Source organism: Streptomyces sp. BK340, assembly GCF_007827595.1.
Classification (GTDB): domain Bacteria; phylum Actinomycetota; class Actinomycetes; order Streptomycetales; family Streptomycetaceae; genus Streptomyces.
This window is the reverse complement of the sequence record NZ_VISR01000012.1, coordinates 225331-242570: the sequence shown is the minus strand read 5'-3', so window position 1 is coordinate 242570 and position 17240 is coordinate 225331. Positions and strand designations below refer to the sequence as shown.

Genomic DNA, 17240 nt, shown 5'->3' with positions numbered 1-17240 from the left:
CCGTTCGGGACTACGGGAACCGGGTGACCTTGGAGGGGACGGTGTCCGTGCCCGACGTGGGGGCTCCCGTGTCGTCGACGACGTGGGCGTACTGGCCCTTGCCGCCGAGGGAGATCACCAGCAGGTCGTGCATCCTGATGCCTGCCGTGGCCGGTACCTGGAAGCCGTGGGCCTGGACGATCGAGGGATCGGCCGTGTAGTTGCAGTAGCTGCCCAGCCCCCATGCCTCGTGCGTGGTGACGGAGTCCGCGACCTTGTAGGCCGCGTAGCCGACGATGCCGTCGTGGGTGATGGCGGCGGCGTTCGGGGCGTCGTACGCCTTCTCGTTCTGGAAGAAGATCGTCCGGCCGCGTTCCCCGTTCCAGTAGACGTCGTACTTGTTGAAGTGTTCGACGAACAGGCCCGTGGCGAGGACGTCGTCGCCGTTGACGCGAAGGCCGTAGTCGGCGCGGTTGGTGTCCCAGCCGACGCCGCTGCCGTGGTCGGCACGCCAGATCCAGGTGTGGTCGATGATGACGTCGTCGCTGTCGACCACCACGGAGTTGGTGGCGAGGCCGGGTCCGGCGCCGCCGATGCGCACGAACACGTCCTGCATGGTGGTGGGGTTGGCGGAGTGGTCGGCGGTGGCACCGGGGGTGCCGATCCGCAGGAGCGTGTCGGAGTTGACGGGGCCCGCGTCGATCAGGAATCCGGCCAGCCTGACTCCGTCGACGTCGGCCACGTGCATCGCGTCGACGCCGTTGTCCGGGACGAGGGTGGCGAGACCGAGGCCGAGGACGACGGTGTTCGCGCGGGTGACGTCGATGGTCCGGTCGAGGTGGTAGACCCCGGGCGTGAAGAGGAGGTTGAGCCCCTGGGCGAGGGCCTGGTTGATGGTGGCGGCGGTGGCGCCCGGCTTCACGACGTAGAACTGGTCCAGCGGGATCGAGGTGCCCGCGTCGGCCGGCCAGGAGACTCCGCGGACGCCGGTGCGTCTGGCCGGGACGAACACCTTGTAGGCGGAGCCGTCCAGATAGAGGAAGGGCTTCTCGCGCGAGACGGGTGTCGTGTCCAGGGTCGTGTACGGACCGCTGTCGAAGTTGGTGGCCGGTGCTCCCTGGACGCCGGAGAAGGTCATGTTCCAGACGCCGTTGGTCCAGCCGCCGACCGAGCTGTCGCGGGTGTACCACTGCTGCTGGGAGTAGGGGCCAACCGTGCCGTCGATCTTCGAGTCGGCGATGTAGCCGCCGGAGGCCCAGCCGTAGCCGTTCGGGGCGAGGTTGAGGCCGCCCTGGACATGGATACGGCGGAAGGGCGCCGCCTGGGCGACCGCCCAGCGGTCCGTGCCGTTGGACGGCCTGATGGCGAGGTTCTCCGCGGAACGCCAGAAGTTCTGGGTGGCGTTGCCGTTGAACCAGCCCGCGTCCACGGTGACGTCGCCGTTGATCTGGGTGTCGTCGGGGTTCAGGCCGAGCCCGGAGACGGAGGTGTAGAACCCGAGCTGGGCGTTGATGCCGTTGTAGGTGCCGGGCTTGAGCAGGAACTGGTAGCGCCCGGTGCCGAACTGGCTGGACTCCTGCCGGGCGAAGACGTCGTCGAACTTCTTCTGGAGATCGGGGGTGGAGGGGTCGACGACGATCACGTTGGGGCCGAGGTCACCGCCGCCCTGGACCGGCGGGGTACCGGTGGAGCCGGTGTGCACGGCGACCTCCCACAGCGAGTAGCCGTAGCCGGTGCCGCGTGCGGTGCCGTGGATCCTCAGGTAGCGGCCGGAGCCGCTGACGTCGTAGGAGGCGGTGCCGCCGGTCGCGCCGGTGACGCTCTTGAGGGTGCTCCAGCTCTGGCCGTCGGCGGAGGCCTGGATCTGGAAGTCCTTGCCGTACGCCGTCTCCCAGTTCAGGTCGACCTTGCACAGGTCCTGGACCGAGCCGAGGTCGACCTGGAGCCACTGTGGGTCAGAGGCCTGGCTGGACCAGCGGGTTCCGGTGTCGCCGTCGAAGGCGGCGGAGGCGGGGGTGCCGGCGTTCTCGGTGGAGGAGGCGGTGGCGGGCCTGCCCTGCGCGGCGTTCGCGGTGCCGCAGGTGGGCTGGGTGCCGCTCGTCGAGCCGAACACCTGGAACTCCCACAGGGAGTAGCCCCATGGGGTCGCGCGGTGCACGCCCAGCATGCGGACGTAGCGGCCCTGCCCGGACACGTCGAGGATGTCGACGCCTCCGTCGGAGCCGGTGACGGACTTCAGGTCGGTCCAGTCGGTCCCGTCCGTGGACATCTGGACCTTGTAGTCCTTGCCGTAGGCGGTCTCCCAGTTCAGGACCACCTGGGTGACCGAGGCGGTGGCGCCCAGGTCGACCTGGAACCACTGGTCGTCGGCGGCGGCCGAGGACCAGCGGGTACCGGTGTCGCCGTCGACGGCCTTGGCCGCGGCGGTGCCGGCGTTCTCGGTGGAGGACGCGGTGGCCGTCTTCCCCTGTGACAGCGGGGTGTCGGCCGCGGCGGCCGGTGGGTGGGTGGCGGGCAGGGCGATCAGCGCTGCCGTGGCGGCGAGCGCGATGCCCAGGGATCTCAGTCTCATGTGGCGGCTCCATGCGGCTGCTGAGGTCAAGAAGCTGACCCCATGGCTTAGTTCATGTTTTGATTTAAGTGGTGAGGCAACTGGGCGGCAAGCCTTCGGAAGTCAAAACCTCCGAGGGCCTTCCGGCTCGCGCTACGCCTGCCGGCGTGTCTGGTTCCCGACCGTCTCCAGCAGTGCGGCGTGCGTCTCCGGGTCGGCGGCCACGATCAGGCCGCCCGCCCCGGTGTGCAGGGGCCCGCCGTGGATGCCGGTGACCGTGCAGCCGGCGGCCCTGCAGAGGGCGATGCCGGCGGAGAAGTGCACGCTGTCGCGCAGGTCGCCGTCGGTGACGTACCCGGCCCGGCGGCCGGCGGCCACCCAGGCGACCGCGAGGGTCGTGGATACCACCCGGGGCCGGAAGCGCCGCACGAACCCCGGGTCGGCCAGGAGGCGGACCGCGCGGAAGCCCGGGGCGTTGGGGAACGGCGGGTCGAGATTGACGTCCACCAGTTGCGATTCGGGCGAGGGCGTCAACTCCTCGTCCCCGCCGTCGTTCCGGACCAGGGCCCGCCGCCCGTCGGTCCAGAACACCTCGCCGCTGAACGGGTCGGCCGTCGCGGCCGCCGTGATCCCGTCGTCCGTCCGCAGGGCCACGTTCACCCCCACCAGCATGTTCCGCACCGCGTAGTTGAGGGTGCCGCACAGCGGGTCGACCAGCCAGCGGCGCCGCGCCGCCGCGGCGCCGGTGCTGCCGCTCTCCTCGCCCGTGACGGCGTCGTCGGGCCGCGCCTCGCGCAGCACGCCCACGATGGCCTGCTCCGCCGCGAGGTCGGCCGCCGTCGCGAAGTCGCCGGCGGACTTGTCGAAGCGGGCGAGGGATTTCCCGTACATGTCGCGTACCACGTCCGCGCCCGCCCTGGCGGCCGCCAGGGCCAGCTGGGCGTCGGACTCCCCGTTGTCGATCAGCATGTCGAGCAGGATAGGTTCCGGGCCCGCCGGGCCGGCGGGCCCGGAGCGGTTCACCGTGTGCGGGCTGGTCCGGTCGGCGTGAGGGACAGGGTCTGTTCGGCCGCGGTGCGCCCACCACCGACGGAACTGCCGCTCATGTCCGTCCAGTTGCGTGCCGGGGTGGTCTCGGCGTGCCGGCCGGAGGTCCCGGACAGGGCGAGGACGAGGCCGCTGTAGCGGTTGACGAGACGGTAGCCGCCGCCGTCACGGGCGCAGCGGATCAGGAACCACTGCTGGCCCACGGTCGGCCCGCCGGCCGGTGCCGCGGTGACGGTCGGCCGGGCGCCCCAGGCACGGCCGGCGGCGTTGGCGGAGTCGACGCCCAGCAGCCGGCCGCTGGCGGCGTTGGCGAAGGTGAAGGCGCCGTCACCGGTGGCGGTGAAGGTCCACGACTCCCGGGCGGAGCCGGTCGCGGACGCGACGGACGTCGTGCCGGCGCCGCGGGAACTCTGGGCGAGGACCCGGTCCGTGCCGCCGGTGATGCGGTAGCGGCGGGTGGTGTCCACCGGTGGGGCTGCGGGCCGGTCGGAGTCGACGGTGACGTCGACGTACTCGCCGGAGGCGTCGTGGGAGCAGCCGAAGGAGCAGTACGAGCGGAAGGTCCTGCCGACCACGGCGGAGCCGGTCCGGTTGGCGGGGTCGAGGAACCAGCGGTACCAGGACGCGTTCGTGTAGCCGCCGGTGTCGCCGATGAGGTGCCACCTCTGCGAGGCCAGGTCGTCGGTGGCGTAGAAGTACTGCGGTGAGTCGCCGCTCTGGTCGACGGCCTGCGGTTCTCCGATGTAGAGGCCGAGGTGGGCGTCGTAGGCGATGTTCATGACGAACAGCGGTGACGTCGGGGGCATCTTGCCGGCCGCGATCTGCTCGGCCGCGGTGCCGGTGCCGGCCGGGTCGTACTCGCCCGAGACGGGGGTGTAGCCGGTGGGGTGCCCGGCGTCGACGGGCACGATGTTGCTCTCCCGGCCGCCGGTGCCGGGCTGGGACCAGGAGCCGTCGTACCACTTGCGCCAGGAACCGGGGGCCATCTTGGCGGAGATCGGGGCGCGGGCCACGTGTTCGTAGAAGGCCTTCCAGCCGCCCTTCTTGTCCACGATCCGGGAGCCGTAATAGACGTAGAAGTACCCGGAGGCGGTGTCCGCGTAGAGGCGCTGGTCGCCGTCTCCGTAGGAGTACGTCTGGTTCGGGAAGGCCGTCGAGTCCCCGCGCCGCGTGCTGTACGGGGAGGTCAGGACGTGGTCCTCGATGGTCCAGGTGCGGCCCCGGTCGGTGGAGACGGCGTAGTCGATGGCGTCGTAGTGCAGTCCGTCCCCGAAGGGCTGCGGGGTGAACTCGTTGTGCACGAGGCCGTACCAGTCACCGGTGTCGGGATCGACCCACACCCCGGACAGATCGCAGTAGTTCTTCTGCGCGTAGCCGGAGCCGCTCGGGGCGTACGTCGCCTCGCGGCCGGTCGGGCTGTTGTTGCACCGCCAGGTGGTGTCGTCGTTGCGGTCGGCCGAGTTGGCCGGGTCGGCGGCCTTGCTCAGCGTCTTGTCGAACTTGGCGGTGTCGAAGTCCCTGCCGGTGTAGAAGTCCCAGGTGCGCGGGTCCTTCGCACCGTAGAGGGCGGCGGACTGCTGGTAGTGGAAGGTGCCGTCCTGGTCGGTGTACGGGGTGGCGGGGGTGTCCGTGGGGTGGGTGAACGGCACCGGTGTCCCGACGCTCACGCTGTAGGTCGCGTCGGCGGACGGGGGCGTGGCGGACGCCGGGGCCGGTGTGCCGCCGCCCAGGGTCAGGGCGGCGGCCGCGGCCAGGGCGCCGCCTGCTCTGCTCAACAGTCGCACGGGTGCTCCTTGTTGCCGAAGGGCCGGTTGCACCGGAACGATCCGGGCCCGGCGGTTGCTCCGGCAATGGACTCCCATGCTCCGTCTCTTGCACTTTCGCGGCGGCCCGCCGCTCAGTGCTCCTCGTCGGCACCGGCCGGGAGCGGTGTCTCCCAGGCCAGTTGGCGGATCAGCGCGTCGTCGACGCGGGTGGCGCCGGGAGCCGCGGAACCGGCGCGCGAGGGGGTGTGGGTGCCGCGGGAGATGCCGCCGCTGACGGTGATGTTGTGCTCGACGCGCGGCCGGCGGTGCTGCTCGTAGACGGCGAACGCGGTGCGCGGGTCAGGGGTGTCGCGCAGGGCCTTGGCGAGGACCACCGCGTCCTCGAGCGCCATCGAGGCACCCTGCCCGGTGGCCGGGGAGGCCGCGTGGGCAGCGTCACCGATGAGGAGGACGCGGCCCGCGTGCCAGGGGGTGCCGAGCGGCATCTCGGCGGCGTTGACGACCATCATGCGCTCGGCGCCGGCCGCCACGATGTCGCCGGCCGGGCCGGCGTCCTCGCGCAGCAGAAGGAGCAGTTCCTCACGCCGGCCGCCGGCCGTGCGGTGGGCGGGGCTGCCGGCGGGCAGCGGGGCGCCGGCGGTGCGGGCGAACCAGTACGTCTCCCCCTCCGGCGAGACCGCGTACCCGAAGGCGGACTTGCTGCCGCGCACCATGGTCATGGCGCCGCCGTCCTCGGTGGCGGGGGTGCCGTCCGTGTAGCCGTAGAAGACGCGCTGGCCGGCGTACCGGGGCTGTGCCTCGAGGGCTGCCACCTGGCCGCGCACGGCCGAGTTGAGGCCGTCCGCGCCGATCAGCAGGTCTCCGGTGGCAGTACTGCCGTCCGCGAAGTGCGCGGTGACGCCGTCGGGGCCGTCGTCCACGGACACCAGGCGGGCGCCGTGGACGACGGCCATGCCGCGCCGGGCCGCCTCCGCCTGCAGGGCCGCGTTCAGCTCGCCGCGGCGCAGGCAGCGGTAGCGCAGGGCCGGGTCGTCCGCGCCGGCGAGCGGCGCGCGTGTCACCTCGGTGCCGGTGCGGTCGAGCAGGCGCAGCGAAGTCAGCGGAAAACCGATGGTCGTGACGGCGTCCGTGGCGTCCAGCTGGGCCAGGGCACGCATGCCGTTCGTCGCCAGGGTCAGGAAGGCGCCGATGTCCTCGGCGGTGTCGGGGTGCGCCTCGAAGAGGGCGACCTCGTGTCCGGCCTTCTGCAGGCCCAGCGCTGCCGCCGTGCCCGCGATGCCGCCGCCGATCACCAGTGTGCGTGCCATCGGATCCACCCCACCGTCCCGTTCCGGTACCTCGACCGGTGGCACAGGTACGCCATGAACGGCGGGGCGGGCAAGAACGTGGTGTCACATCCGGACGGGTCCGGGGGCCTGACCTGCGCCACGCCCCGGCGGCCCGGACTCCGGGCTCACTCGGCGAGCTGCTGGTACATCGACGCGAGGTCCTGCGAGAGGACGGACTTGACCCAGCGGGTGGTGTCGTCGCCGAGCACCTCGTGCGCTCCGGACTCGATGCCGTCGAGGGCGGCCACCGCGATGTCGCGGGCGTTCGCCTTCGGGGCGTCGAGTCCGGCCGTCATGTCGGTGTCCACGTAAGCCATGTGAAGACCCGTCACCCGGATGCCGCGGGACTGGAGGTCCAGGCGCAGACTGTTGGTCTGCGACCACAGGGCGGCCTTGGTGGAGCTGTAGCTGCTGCCGTCGGCGAGCCAGGACAGCGCGGAGTGGACGTTCAGGATGTGGCCGCCGCCGTTGCGCTCGATGACCGGCACGAAGGCGCGGGTGAGCAGCAGCGGGCCGTAGTAGTTGATCTCGAACTCTCGGCGCACGTCCTCCAGCGGGGAGGTGAGCACCCGGGCACCGGTCGAGATGCCGGCGTTGTTGATCAGTACGGTCACGTCCGGCGCCTGCTCGGCCAGGGCCGCCACCGAGGCGGGGTCGGTGACCTCCAGAGGCAGCGCGACGGCGTCCGGGTGGGTGATGGTGCGCGGGTCGCGGGCGGTGGCGTACACCTTCCCCGCTCCCCGCTCGTACAGCTCCTCGACGATGGCCTTTCCGACGCCACGGCTGCCACCGGTGACGAGGACGACGGCGTTCTTGAGTGCGGTCACGGCAGTCTCCAGACAGGTGAAACCGATCGGTTTCCAGCATCGTAAACCGATCGGTTTCCCGACTCAAGGCGGACGCCGCTCTCAGTCGCCGCCCCGCACCGCCGCGAGGCACCGGCCATAGAGCTCTGCCGGGTCGGGACGTCCGTCGTGCTCGACGCAGAGCTCGGCCGCCGTGTCGCCACAGACGAAGACCGTCGCGACGATCGCCCTGGCACGCGGATCGCAGGCGGGGCCGGGGCCGGTGCCCAGCCGCGCCCGGATCACCGGGACGAGTCCGGCCTGCCGGCGCAGCCGCTTCTCGATGGAGCGGGCACGCAGCGAGGGAGTGGCGAAAATGAGGCGGTACAGCTCCGGCACCCGCTTCGGCGTGTGGTTGGCAGTCAGCACGACCTCGAATCCGGCGCACAGGTTCGACGCCGAGACGGCCGAACGCTACGGATGGATCAACCGCGCCCTGCCGCCGGAGGAACTGGACGGCTTCGTCGAGACCCTCGCCCGGCGGATCGCGGCGCTGCGCCCGGAGCAGATCACCGCGGCGAAGGCGGCGGTCGGCGCCGCAGCCACCAGTGGAAGCCTGCCGGCGGGGCTCGGCGAGGAGAGCAGGGCCCTGGGCGGCGTCTACCCGGCACCGGACGCCGCGGTCGAGCGGACGCGAGCCGCCTTGGCAGCCGGCGCCCAGACCCGCGAGGGCGAACTCGACCTGGAGGCGTCGCTGGACCGCGTCGCCTGAGCCTTGCACGGCCACCGGGCGCGCTTGGAGCCCCGACCGGGGTGGACACCCGTACCGGCCTGGGCGTCATGCTGGTCCACATGTCACTCGGTTCGCCGCCCCCGGTGGCGGGCGGCGTCTGTGGGAGGTCCGGTATGCGGTGGTGGACGGTCGGGTGTGCGGCGGCCGCGGTGGTCCTGCTGGCGGGGTGCGGCGCATCGGCGGGGCGGGGTGCCGGGAACGGGGCGTCACGGCCGGCTTCTCCGTCCGGGGGCGGCGGCGGTACGTCCAGCAGCCCGGCCGCCCCCGCGTCCACCGCCGGCGAGGCCCGGAGCCCTTCGGCACCGGCCGTGCGCTGTGCGGCCGGAACCGTCGACGTCGCCGTCTCCCCCGGTGACCCGATGCGGCGGGAGCTGTGTGTGCGGCCCGGGGCCGTGGTGCGGTTGGTGCTGCGGCCCCGCGAGGACGACAAGCGGTGGACCGGAGTGACGAGTTCTGCGCCCGCCCTCGTCCTGGTCTCGGGCTGGCAGGTGGACCCGGACGCCGGCGCGCATGCCACCCTGCGCTGCGCGGGCACCCGGGGCGGTGCCGCCCGAATCACCGTCTCGGCGAAGGCTCCGGACGTGGCGGGTGCCCCGCGGGGTGTCCTCACACTGGACGTGAACGTGGTGCCGTACACGCGGAACGGGTGACTCCGGGATCAGCGGGGTCACCCGTTCAGCGCTCGTGCGCGCCGCTCAGTCGAGGTCGCGGAGCCTGATGGTGTAGATGCCCCGGCCGTGGGTGGCCGCGTACAGGGTGCCGCCGTCGGGGCTCGTCTTCAACTGGAGGACGGCGACGGCCGGCAGGTCGCCGACCCGCTGCCACGTCGTACGGCCCGGTGCGCGGTAGACGACGCCGAGGTCCGTGGCCACGGCGAGACCGCCGTCCGCCGTCACCAGGGCGGAGTCGGCCGGCACGTCGGGAAGGTTCGCCGAGACGTCCTTCCAGGTGGTGCCGCCGTCCGTGGACTCGAAGACATGGCCGACGCCCGCGCCCGGGCCCTCGGTCCAGTGCCGGGAGAAGCCGTTGACCGCGAGGAAGACGTGGTCGGCGTTCTTCGGGTCGACGGCGAAGCCGCTGAGGTAGCGGTTGGGTACGATCCCGTCCACCGGCAGGGTGATGTCGTGCCAGCCGGTGCCGTCCGCGTTGCCGACGGCGATGCCACGGGCGAAGCCCTGGTTGTTGCACGGTCCGCACCAGGCGGCGTAGACCTTCCCGCCGGAGGCGGCGACGGCGGTCGCGACGCGCCCGGCGCCGAAGTCGTGCACGCTCGTCCACTCGGCGCCGCTGCGGATGGCGTAGCCGTGGGTCTGCACCCAGATGTGACGGCCGCCGGCGATCCAGGTGGAGCCGTTCTTCAGGTCCGTCGCGAGCGGGGCGATGAAGCGGGCCTCACTGGTGGCGTTGTCGGGCGGGGCGACGCCGTACGACGTGGCCCTGCTTGCGTCGGTGGTCCAGCTGCCGTCGTTGACGGCGCAGTTCTGGGTGACCTGGACGGCGAGGTAGACGTACTCCTGGGCGATGTTGCAGCCGTTGGCGGGATCGGTCAGGGTGTCGCCGCCGTCGCCGCCGAAGTTGGAGCCCATCACCTTGTCATTGCCGCGCAGGACGGACTGGCCGTTGTCCTGCAGACCGCCGGTGACGGACAGGCCGCCGTGGTCGAGGTCCCTGCCGATGCCGACGGAGTAGTACTGGAGGGTGTCGATGGTGCCGTCGTTGAGGGAGGTCCAGTCGGTGGCGTGGCCGGAGGCGTCCTGGGAGCCGTCGGCCGGGCGCTTGTAGACACCGCCGTCGTTGCCGACGTACACGAAGCTCTTGCCGTGGTAGCGGCCGATCGCGACGCCGTGCTGGTCGGAGTGGGTGGTCTGGTGGCAGTCGCCGGTCTGCTTGGCGGGGTCGATGCTCCAGCAGGAGAAGGTGAAGTTCCAGTACGGCCCGACGGTGGACCAGTTCGTGCCGCCGTCCTTGGTCTCGTAGACCTCCTCGAGACCGGCGTACACGTGCTGCGGGTCGCTCGGGTCCACGGTGAGGAACTGGTTGTACCAGGCCTGGACGCCCGGCATGTAACCCGCGGTGGTCAGCGCGGAGTTGTCGGCTGCCAGTCCCTTGTAGTCGGCGATCTTCGTCCAGGGGCCGGTCGGGGACCCGGACCTGGAGACGAAGATGCCCTCCAGACCGCTGTCCGGGTTGGTGCTCAGCTGCTCGGGCGACTGCTCGATGGCGTAGTAGCGGGAGCCGTCGGCGGAGCGGGCGAAGGTGACGTTGCCGACGTTGTCCGCGTCGCCGGGCAGGTCGCCGAGGCCGCCGGTGATCCGCGTCCAGGTGCCGCCGGTCTCGGTGTAGAAGCCGTTGTAGTCGTCGCCGCTGCGCCAGCCGACGGCCAGGACCACCTTGGACGGGTCCTTGGGGTCGATGGCGATGTCGTTGGCGATGTTCTTGTACGGGGCGCTCGGGTCGCCGGCCTTGGAACCGCCCGGCAGATAGTCGGGGTTGGGTGCGAACTCCAGCTTCCAGGCGCCGCCCAGCTTCTTCGTGGAATGGCTCCAGACGCCCTTGCTGGTGGCCGCCCAGACCTTGCCGCCGCCGAAGCGCAGCTCGTGGATGGTGGTGCTGTCCAGTTCGTCGCCGCCGACCCGGCGGCGCGGGGAGAACGTGCCGTGGTGCGGGTGGGCCAGGACGTAGACGCCGCTGCCGAGGTAGGCGTCGGCGTTGGTGGTGGCCTCGCCGGTGCCCAGCCACAGCCGGCCCGCGCCGTCGAGGGCGAGGGCGCCGGTGGACTGCGCCGGCAGCCGGTCGCTGATGGGCTGCCAGTGGCCGCCTCCGCTGCGCGAGCGCCAGACCCCGCCGCCGGCGCTGCCCGCGTAGACGTAGCCGCCGTCGTCGGCGGCGATCGCGGCCATCCGGCCGGTCACATTGCCCGAGCCGCCGCTGGAGTTGGAGTCGATGTCCCGGTAGCGCTGGTCGTCGGAGTTGTACGGCAGGTCGGTGATGTTGCGCCATCTGCCGTCCGTGCTCGGCAGGTTCCTGAGGCCCCGCCAGGCGGCGCCGTACGCGCCGGGTTGGACGACACCGGGTGAGGTGCGGGCCTCCGCGTACTGGTCGGCACCCTCGGCGATCTCGTCGGCCTCGTTGCCGTCGTCGTCATCGGCCTTCAGGTGCGGCGACCTGGCACCCACCGACTGCACCCGCTCCTTGGCGAGTTGGCCGAGCGTACGGACTCCGAAGGGACTGACACCGCCGCGGCCGGAGGCGGCGGACGGGGGTATCGCGACGAGCGCGGCGGACGCGGTGAGCGCACAGACGGTGAACCACCGTCTTCTGCGGGTCGGCACGGACAACGGGGACCTCCCAGAGGGGCATCGACTGCCGTCGCAGGAGACCCGACCACGCGGACGCTGGATCGTCCGCGACTTGACGCGCTTTTGACAAGAACCTGCCAGTAGATAACTGTCCGGCCCGGGTTCTTCGGGCGCGGCGGGCGCCGGGTGGCGTCCTTCCGCGTCACTCCCCGCGGCCTGAAGCGCCGGGCAGACCCTGGGTACGCAGCCGGCCCGCGGTCTTCAGCAGGCGGTCTGCGGGCTCGCGCAGCCGGGGATGGGCGAGGACCGTGTTACGCAGGCCGCGTACCGGTCTGCGCCACAGCCGCTGTGCCATGGCCACGGGGTGGGCGCGGGCGGCGAAGCCCTCGCCGACCCGCAGTTCACGGGTCTTCAGCCAGTCCTTGTACTCCTTGTCGCCGCGCCCCAGGTCCACCAGAGTCACCCCGTTGCGGGCGGCCGCCTCGGCGGTCCTCAGGTGCATCATCAACCCGGGCGAGTAGTAGTGCAGTTCGGGATCGTACGCGGTGAACCAGGCCGCCAGGACCGTGCTGGAGCGCGGGCCGAAGTGGGCGGCCACCGGGCGGTCCCCGGCGTACAGCACGGACAGCACCCCGGTGAAGTGCTCCTCGCGTACATGGAAGAGGTGGTCCACCAGGTCCACGATCCAGGGCCGCGCGAAGCGGTCCATGCGTCCCGTACGGCGGTACTGGGCGGACTTCCATTCCATGAGCGTGCGCAGGGCCCGCGGATCCCGCTCGTCGAACTCGAACCGCACCTCCCCGATGTCCCGCCCGAGCCGGCGTTCCTTCTTCAGCGTCGTCTTGGCCAGCCCCGGGTAGCTGCCGCGCAGCCACTCGGCGTAGCCGCCGTCGCCGGGCTTCACGTCGATCACCGGTGAGGCGAAGCTGCCGGTGACGTGCGGGGCGAACGGCCGCTGCTCCTGGACGAGATGGTCGAACTCGAAGATGCTGAGCCCGCAGGCGCGCAGCAGATCCGCGGCGTCCCAGGTGACGCCGGGCCGGTGCACCAGGGCCTGGCAGTCGGACAGCCCGAGTCCGATGGCCCGGCCGGTGCCCAAGGGCCCTTTCTCGTACGGGAAGAAGCCGACGGGGTCCCCGTCCTCCCGCAGGATCGCCACCCGCGCCCCGCCCCGCCGGCGGCCCACCGCGATGGTGAACTCCGGTGCCAGGAAGGGGTTGGCGTACTCCGGCGACTCGTCCATCGCCCGGTGCCAGGCGGTGCGCAGCGCGGAGGTCAGGTCACCGGGTCTGTGAATCGTGATCTGCACGTCAGCTCGCCCGCCCTTCCGCCGGCTCCGCGAGCGATCTCTCGCGTACCGCACCGGCCGGCAAGGCGCGTGGCACACCGTGTGGACCGTGACTCATGGAACGCATGGGCGACCGCTCCCCCCATGACGCGCCGGGCGCGTCCTGTCATCTCTTGTGCTGACTCCGACTCCCCGCCGTGCGCCAGTGCTCAAACGTCGCGAAACCGTACGCACACTGTCAAGGGTGCCTCAGGCGACGGATGGTCCGCCACGGGTCCGCGGACATCGGAGACGAATCGGGGCGGCACGGCGTGCACCGTGCGCCCCCCTGCCTCAGCCCGGCCGGTGCTCCGAACGGTCCGCGCCCGCCGTCATGTCCTGGGTGCCGATCACCGACAGCAGTTCCAGCTGTGCGGCGCCGTCGGTGCCGGGCGGGGCGCTGAACCACAGCAGGCGCTGGCGGCCGTCCTCGCTGAACAGGTTGTGGCAGTCGAGTTCGATGACGCCGAGCGCGGGATGGACGATCCGTTTGTGGTCGGTGCGCCGCAGCGCCACGTCCCGCTGCTCCCAGAGCGCGGCGAACTCCTCGCTGCGCCGGCGCAGCGCGGCCACCATGCGGGCGACCTCGGCGTCCTTGGCCCGGCGGGCGGCGACCGCCTGCAGGTCCGCGACGAAGACCCGGGAGTGGTGCGGGTGGTCCTCGACGGGGTAGACGGCGCGAGCGGCGGGGTCGGTGAACCAGCGGTGGACGAAGCTCGCCTCGGGACCCCGGGTGGCCGGGGGCGGGCCGAGGAGCGCCAGCGCCAGCGGGTTCTGGGCGAGGGTCTCGTGCAGGTCGTTGATGATCTGCGCGGGGGTGGTGGTGAGCCGGTCCAGCAGGCCGAGCAGGGCGGGCTGGGCGTGCGCCGCGGTGCTGTGGGCGGTCGGAACGGGGCGCTCGGCCAGGTGGAAGAGGTGGTCGCGTTCGTCGCCGCTCAGCCGCAGGGCGCGGGCGAGGGCGGCCAGCACCTGTGCGGAGGGCTGGGCGCCGCGGCCGCGTTCCAGCTCGGTGTAGTAGTCGGCGGAGAGCCCGGCCAGCTGCGCGACCTCCTCGCGCCGCAGGCCCGGGACGCGGCGGCGGGGCCCGGCGGGCAGGCCGGCGTCCGCGGGACGGACCCGGTCACGGCGGGACTTCAGGAAGGCGGCGAGCTCCGAGTGGTTCACGCCCCCATGGTCACCCCTGCCACGGCGCGTAACCAGGGGTTGCCGACCCCAGGGTGAGGCGAGCCGTGGCTGCCGCGCGGACGGCGGCCCAGGCTGGAGGCGCAACCGGGAACCATCCCCTCCAGCCCCCAGGAGTCCCCATGTCCACGCAGGAAACCACAGCTCCCCGCGTCGCCGTCGTCACCGGCGGCTCCCGCGGCATCGGCCGCGAGACGGTGGCCCGGCTCGCCGCCGACGGCTACGCCGTGGTGGTCGGGTACGCGGGCAACCGCGACCTGGCCGAGGCCGCCGTCAAGGACGTCACCGCGGCCGGCGGCCGTGCGGTCGCGGTCCGGGCCGACGTCGCCGACGAAGCCCAGGTCGCCGAGCTGTTCGGGACGGCCGCTCGCGAGTTCGGCGGAGTCGACGTCGTGGTCCACGCGGCCGGCCGGATGTACCTGGCGCCGATCGCCGAGCTGGACCTGGCGGAACTGGACGCCATGCACCGCACCAACATCCGCGGCACCTTCGTGGTCGCCCGGCAGGCGGCCCGGACACTGCGCCGGGGCGGCTCGTTCATCGCCTTCTCCACCTCCGTGGTGGGGCTGGCCTTCCCGGCCTACGGCGCCTACAGCGCCAGCAAGGGCGCGGTCGAGGCGATGACCATGGTGCTGGCCCGGGAACTGCGCGGCCGGGACGTCACCGTGAACGCCGTCGCGCCCGGGCCCACGGCCACCGATCTGTTCCTGGACGGCAAGGACGAGCAGACGGTCGCCGCGCTGGCCGCCCAGCCCCCGCTGGAGCGGCTCGGCACGCCCGCCGACATCGCCGAGGTGGTGGCCTTCCTGGCCTCCCCGGCCGGCCACTGGGTCAACGGGCAGGTCGTACGCGCCAACGGCGGCATCGTCTGACACCCCTCACCTCACCTCCCCGTTCTCTGCGAGGAATCATGACCACCGACACCCCCCTGACCGTCCTGGTCACCGGCGCCTCCAGCGGATTCGGCGCGCTGACCGTGCGCGCGCTCGCCGACGCCGGTCACACCGTCCACGCGGGCATCCGGCAGACGGCCACCCGCAACGCGCAGGCCGTGGCGGAACTGGACCGGTACGCGGCCGAGCACGGCGTGGCCCTGCACGCGGTCGACCTCGACGTCACCTCCCAGGACTCCGCAGACGCCGCCGTCGCCCGGGTTCTGGCCGCCGAGGGCCGCCTGGACGTGCTGGTGCACAACGCGGGCCACATGGTCACCGGACCCGCCGAGGCCTTCACCCCCGAGCAGCTGGCCCAGTTGTACGACGTCAACGTGCTCGGCGCGCAGCGCGTGAACCGGGCCGCGCTGCCCCACCTGCGGGAGCGCGGCGAGGGCCTGCTGGTGTGGATCGGCAGCTCCAGCACCCGGGGCGGCTGCCCGCCGTTCCTGGCGCCGTACTTCGCCGCGAAGGCGGCGATGGACGCGCTGGCGGTCAGTTACGCCGCCGAACTGGTCCGGTTCGGCATCGACACCGCGATCGTCGTCCCCGGTGCCTTCACCTCAGGGACCCATCACTTCGCGCACGCGGGTACGCCCGCCGACACCGGGCGCGCCGCCGCCTACGACGAGCGCTACGGCTCCCTGCTGGCAGGCCTGGACCAGCGGCTCGGGGCGCTCGTGCCGCCGGACGCGGACGTGGCCGAGGTCGCCGAGGCGGTCGTACGCCTGGTGGGCCTGCCCGCCGGCCGGCGGCCGCTGCGCACACACGTCGACCCGAGCCGCGACGGCAGTGAGGTCGTGTCCGCGGTCGCCGACCGGATCCGCGCCGACTTCTTCCGCCGCGCCGGACTCCAGGACCTGCTCACCGCGGGCAGCTCGCTCTGACACCCCCACGACCAAGGAGATCCACCATGCCGTTCGCGAACTTCAAGGTCCCCGCCGGAAGCCTGGACGAGAAGCAGAAGGAGCTGATCGTCACCCGCACCACCGAGCTGTACACCGAGATCTACGGCGAGCGCGCCCGCGCGGCCACGATGGTCCTGGTCGAGGAGGTCGCCGACGGCGGCTGGGGCATCGGCGGCGGTGTACTGACCCTGGCCATGCTGCAGGAGTCGTCCGAGGACTGACTGGCGCACCCTGCCCGGCGGCACCACAGTTGATCACCGTCCGCAGCACCAAGGCACCCATGAAAGGCGGTACTTCATGTCCCCCTCCGAGCCGGTCGTCCCGAAACCCGGTGATCTGCTGGCCGCCATGCCGTTCGCGGCCGGGCTGGGCATCGAGTTGCGGGAGGCCACGGCCGAGCGCAGCGTCGGGAGCCTGGCCTGGTCACCGGAGCTCTGTACGGCGGGCGGTGCGCTGCACGGTGGAGCGCTGATGGCGCTGGCGGACAGCGTCGGTGCCGTGTGCGCCTACGTGAACCTGCCCGAGGGGGCGTCCGGCACCTCGACGGTGGAGTCCAAGACCAACTTCCTGCGCGCGGTCACCAGCGGCCACGTCCGTGCCACGGCTCGCCCCCTGCACCTCGGCGGCACCCTGCTGGTGGTGCAGACGGACCTGCACGACGACCGGGACCGCCTGGTCGGGCAGACCACGCAGACCCAGATCGTGCTCCGGAAGAACACCGGCTGAGCGTCAGCGACACGAAGGCCGGCCCCTGCGGATGGCGGGGCCGGCCTTCGTCGTGCCCGGCCGTGATCCGCGCCGCCGTATTGACATGAACCTGCATCAACCCCGAGGCTTCGTGCGTGAAGTTGCTCGATTGAGCCATGTTTCGAGCGCTTCCGAGCAACAAGCGCAAGGACAGTCAATCCGCGATGGTGCGATGGGAGCTGTTCCGCAGTGCGAAGATTCCGACACCGCGTGCCGTGGCCGGCCTGGGTTCCGCTGGGGCTGGCGACCGCCCTGGCCACTACCGTGCTCACCGCCCCGGCGCCCGCCGCGGCCGCCGCGACAGCGGCCGGCGCCGTACTCGACTCCGCCCACAGCAGCGTCGACTGGCAGAGCCCGGTCTACGCCAAGGGCACCGGCGGCGGCCCCGAGAGCTGCCCCGCCGCGGCCGCCGACCCCGGCAGCTCGGTCTGTGACCGCTTCGACCTGACCGTCTCGGTGCCGGACGGCTACTGGGACGACAACCCCGAGGGCGGGGTACCGCTGTCGGTCAAGTGGGAGAAGCCCTCCGACGACTTCGACCTGTACGTCTACGACGACCACGGCAAGCAGGTGGCGTCCAGCGCCGGCACCGCCGA

General features: G+C 72.2%; 15 protein-coding genes. 6 read left to right on the top strand and 9 right to left on the bottom strand.

All coding sequences use genetic code 11. The annotated features are described in order from the left end of the window. Positions 1-10: 10 nt before the first annotated feature. From FB157_RS22545 to FB157_RS22520, 6 genes are all read right to left on the bottom strand, one after another. Positions 11-2551 carry a discoidin domain-containing protein gene (locus FB157_RS22545; RefSeq protein ID WP_145882404.1) on the bottom strand — a complete coding sequence of 847 codons (2541 nt, stop codon included), beginning with the start codon at positions 2549-2551 and terminating at the stop codon, positions 11-13. Between the two features lie 132 nt (positions 2552-2683). Beyond that, a complete protein-coding gene (locus FB157_RS22540) occupies positions 2684-3499 on the bottom strand; it encodes an inositol monophosphatase family protein (protein ID WP_145882403.1) in 816 nt (271 codons plus the stop codon). A gap of 50 nt (positions 3500-3549) precedes the next feature. Then, positions 3550-5361: an RICIN domain-containing protein gene (locus tag FB157_RS22535; RefSeq protein WP_261386440.1), complete on the bottom strand. Its 1812-nt coding sequence runs from the start codon at positions 5359-5361 to the stop codon at positions 3550-3552. A gap of 113 nt (positions 5362-5474) precedes the next feature. Continuing rightward, positions 5475-6650, bottom strand: coding sequence for an FAD-dependent oxidoreductase (locus tag FB157_RS22530; RefSeq protein WP_145882401.1), 1176 nt, complete (start codon positions 6648-6650; stop codon positions 5475-5477). 146 nt (positions 6651-6796) lie between these two features. Further along, positions 6797-7498, bottom strand: coding sequence for an SDR family oxidoreductase (locus FB157_RS22525; RefSeq protein WP_145882400.1), 702 nt, complete (start codon positions 7496-7498; stop codon positions 6797-6799). 81 nt (positions 7499-7579) lie between these two features. Then, a complete protein-coding gene (locus FB157_RS22520) occupies positions 7580-7885 on the bottom strand; it encodes a hypothetical protein (protein ID WP_261386439.1) in 306 nt (101 codons plus the stop codon). Here FB157_RS22520 and FB157_RS22515 point away from each other — a divergent pair. Both FB157_RS22515 and FB157_RS48615 read left to right on the top strand, forming a co-directional pair. Beyond that, positions 7872-8228 carry a hypothetical protein gene (locus tag FB157_RS22515; RefSeq protein ID WP_145882399.1) on the top strand — a complete coding sequence of 119 codons (357 nt, stop codon included), beginning with the start codon at positions 7872-7874 and terminating at the stop codon, positions 8226-8228. The two genes, FB157_RS22520 and FB157_RS22515, sit on opposite strands and share 14 nt — an antisense overlap. A 41-nt stretch (positions 8229-8269) precedes the next feature. Continuing rightward, positions 8270-8899: a hypothetical protein gene (locus tag FB157_RS48615; protein ID WP_261386437.1), complete on the top strand. Its 630-nt coding sequence runs from the start codon at positions 8270-8272 to the stop codon at positions 8897-8899. 45 nt (positions 8900-8944) lie between these two features. Here FB157_RS48615 and FB157_RS22505 read toward each other — a convergent pair whose 3' ends face one another. The 3 genes from FB157_RS22505 to FB157_RS22495 all read right to left on the bottom strand — a co-directional run bounded on the left by FB157_RS22505 (position 8945) and on the right by FB157_RS22495 (position 14039). Beyond that, positions 8945-11587 carry a glycosyl hydrolase gene (locus FB157_RS22505; protein WP_145882398.1) on the bottom strand — a complete coding sequence of 881 codons (2643 nt, stop codon included), beginning with the start codon at positions 11585-11587 and terminating at the stop codon, positions 8945-8947. 163 nt (positions 11588-11750) lie between these two features. After that, positions 11751-12857 (bottom strand): GNAT family N-acetyltransferase, encoded by a 1107-nt coding sequence (locus FB157_RS22500; RefSeq protein WP_145882397.1) that lies wholly within the window; start codon positions 12855-12857, stop codon positions 11751-11753. Positions 12858-13169: 312 nt separating this feature from the next. After that, a complete protein-coding gene (locus FB157_RS22495; RefSeq protein WP_145882396.1) occupies positions 13170-14039 on the bottom strand; it encodes a helix-turn-helix transcriptional regulator in 870 nt (289 codons plus the stop codon). A gap of 140 nt (positions 14040-14179) precedes the next feature. Here FB157_RS22495 and FB157_RS22490 point away from each other — a divergent pair, with 140 nt between their 5' ends. The 4 genes from FB157_RS22490 to FB157_RS22475 all read left to right on the top strand — a co-directional run bounded on the left by FB157_RS22490 (position 14180) and on the right by FB157_RS22475 (position 16623). Then, positions 14180-14929, top strand: a complete 750-nt coding sequence (locus tag FB157_RS22490; RefSeq protein WP_145882395.1) for an SDR family oxidoreductase — start codon at positions 14180-14182, stop codon at positions 14927-14929. A 38-nt stretch (positions 14930-14967) separates the two neighbouring features. Further along, the gene (locus FB157_RS22485) at positions 14968-15876 is read left to right on the top strand and encodes an SDR family NAD(P)-dependent oxidoreductase (RefSeq protein WP_145882394.1); all 909 of its coding nucleotides are present in this window, start codon (positions 14968-14970) and stop codon (positions 15874-15876) included. A gap of 26 nt (positions 15877-15902) precedes the next feature. Further along, complete coding sequence (locus FB157_RS22480) at positions 15903-16118, top strand: tautomerase family protein (protein WP_145882393.1); 216 nt, start codon at positions 15903-15905, stop codon at positions 16116-16118. 76 nt (positions 16119-16194) lie between these two features. After that, the gene (locus FB157_RS22475) at positions 16195-16623 is read left to right on the top strand and encodes a PaaI family thioesterase (protein ID WP_145882392.1); all 429 of its coding nucleotides are present in this window, start codon (positions 16195-16197) and stop codon (positions 16621-16623) included. The last annotated feature ends 617 nt before the right edge of the window (positions 16624-17240 follow it).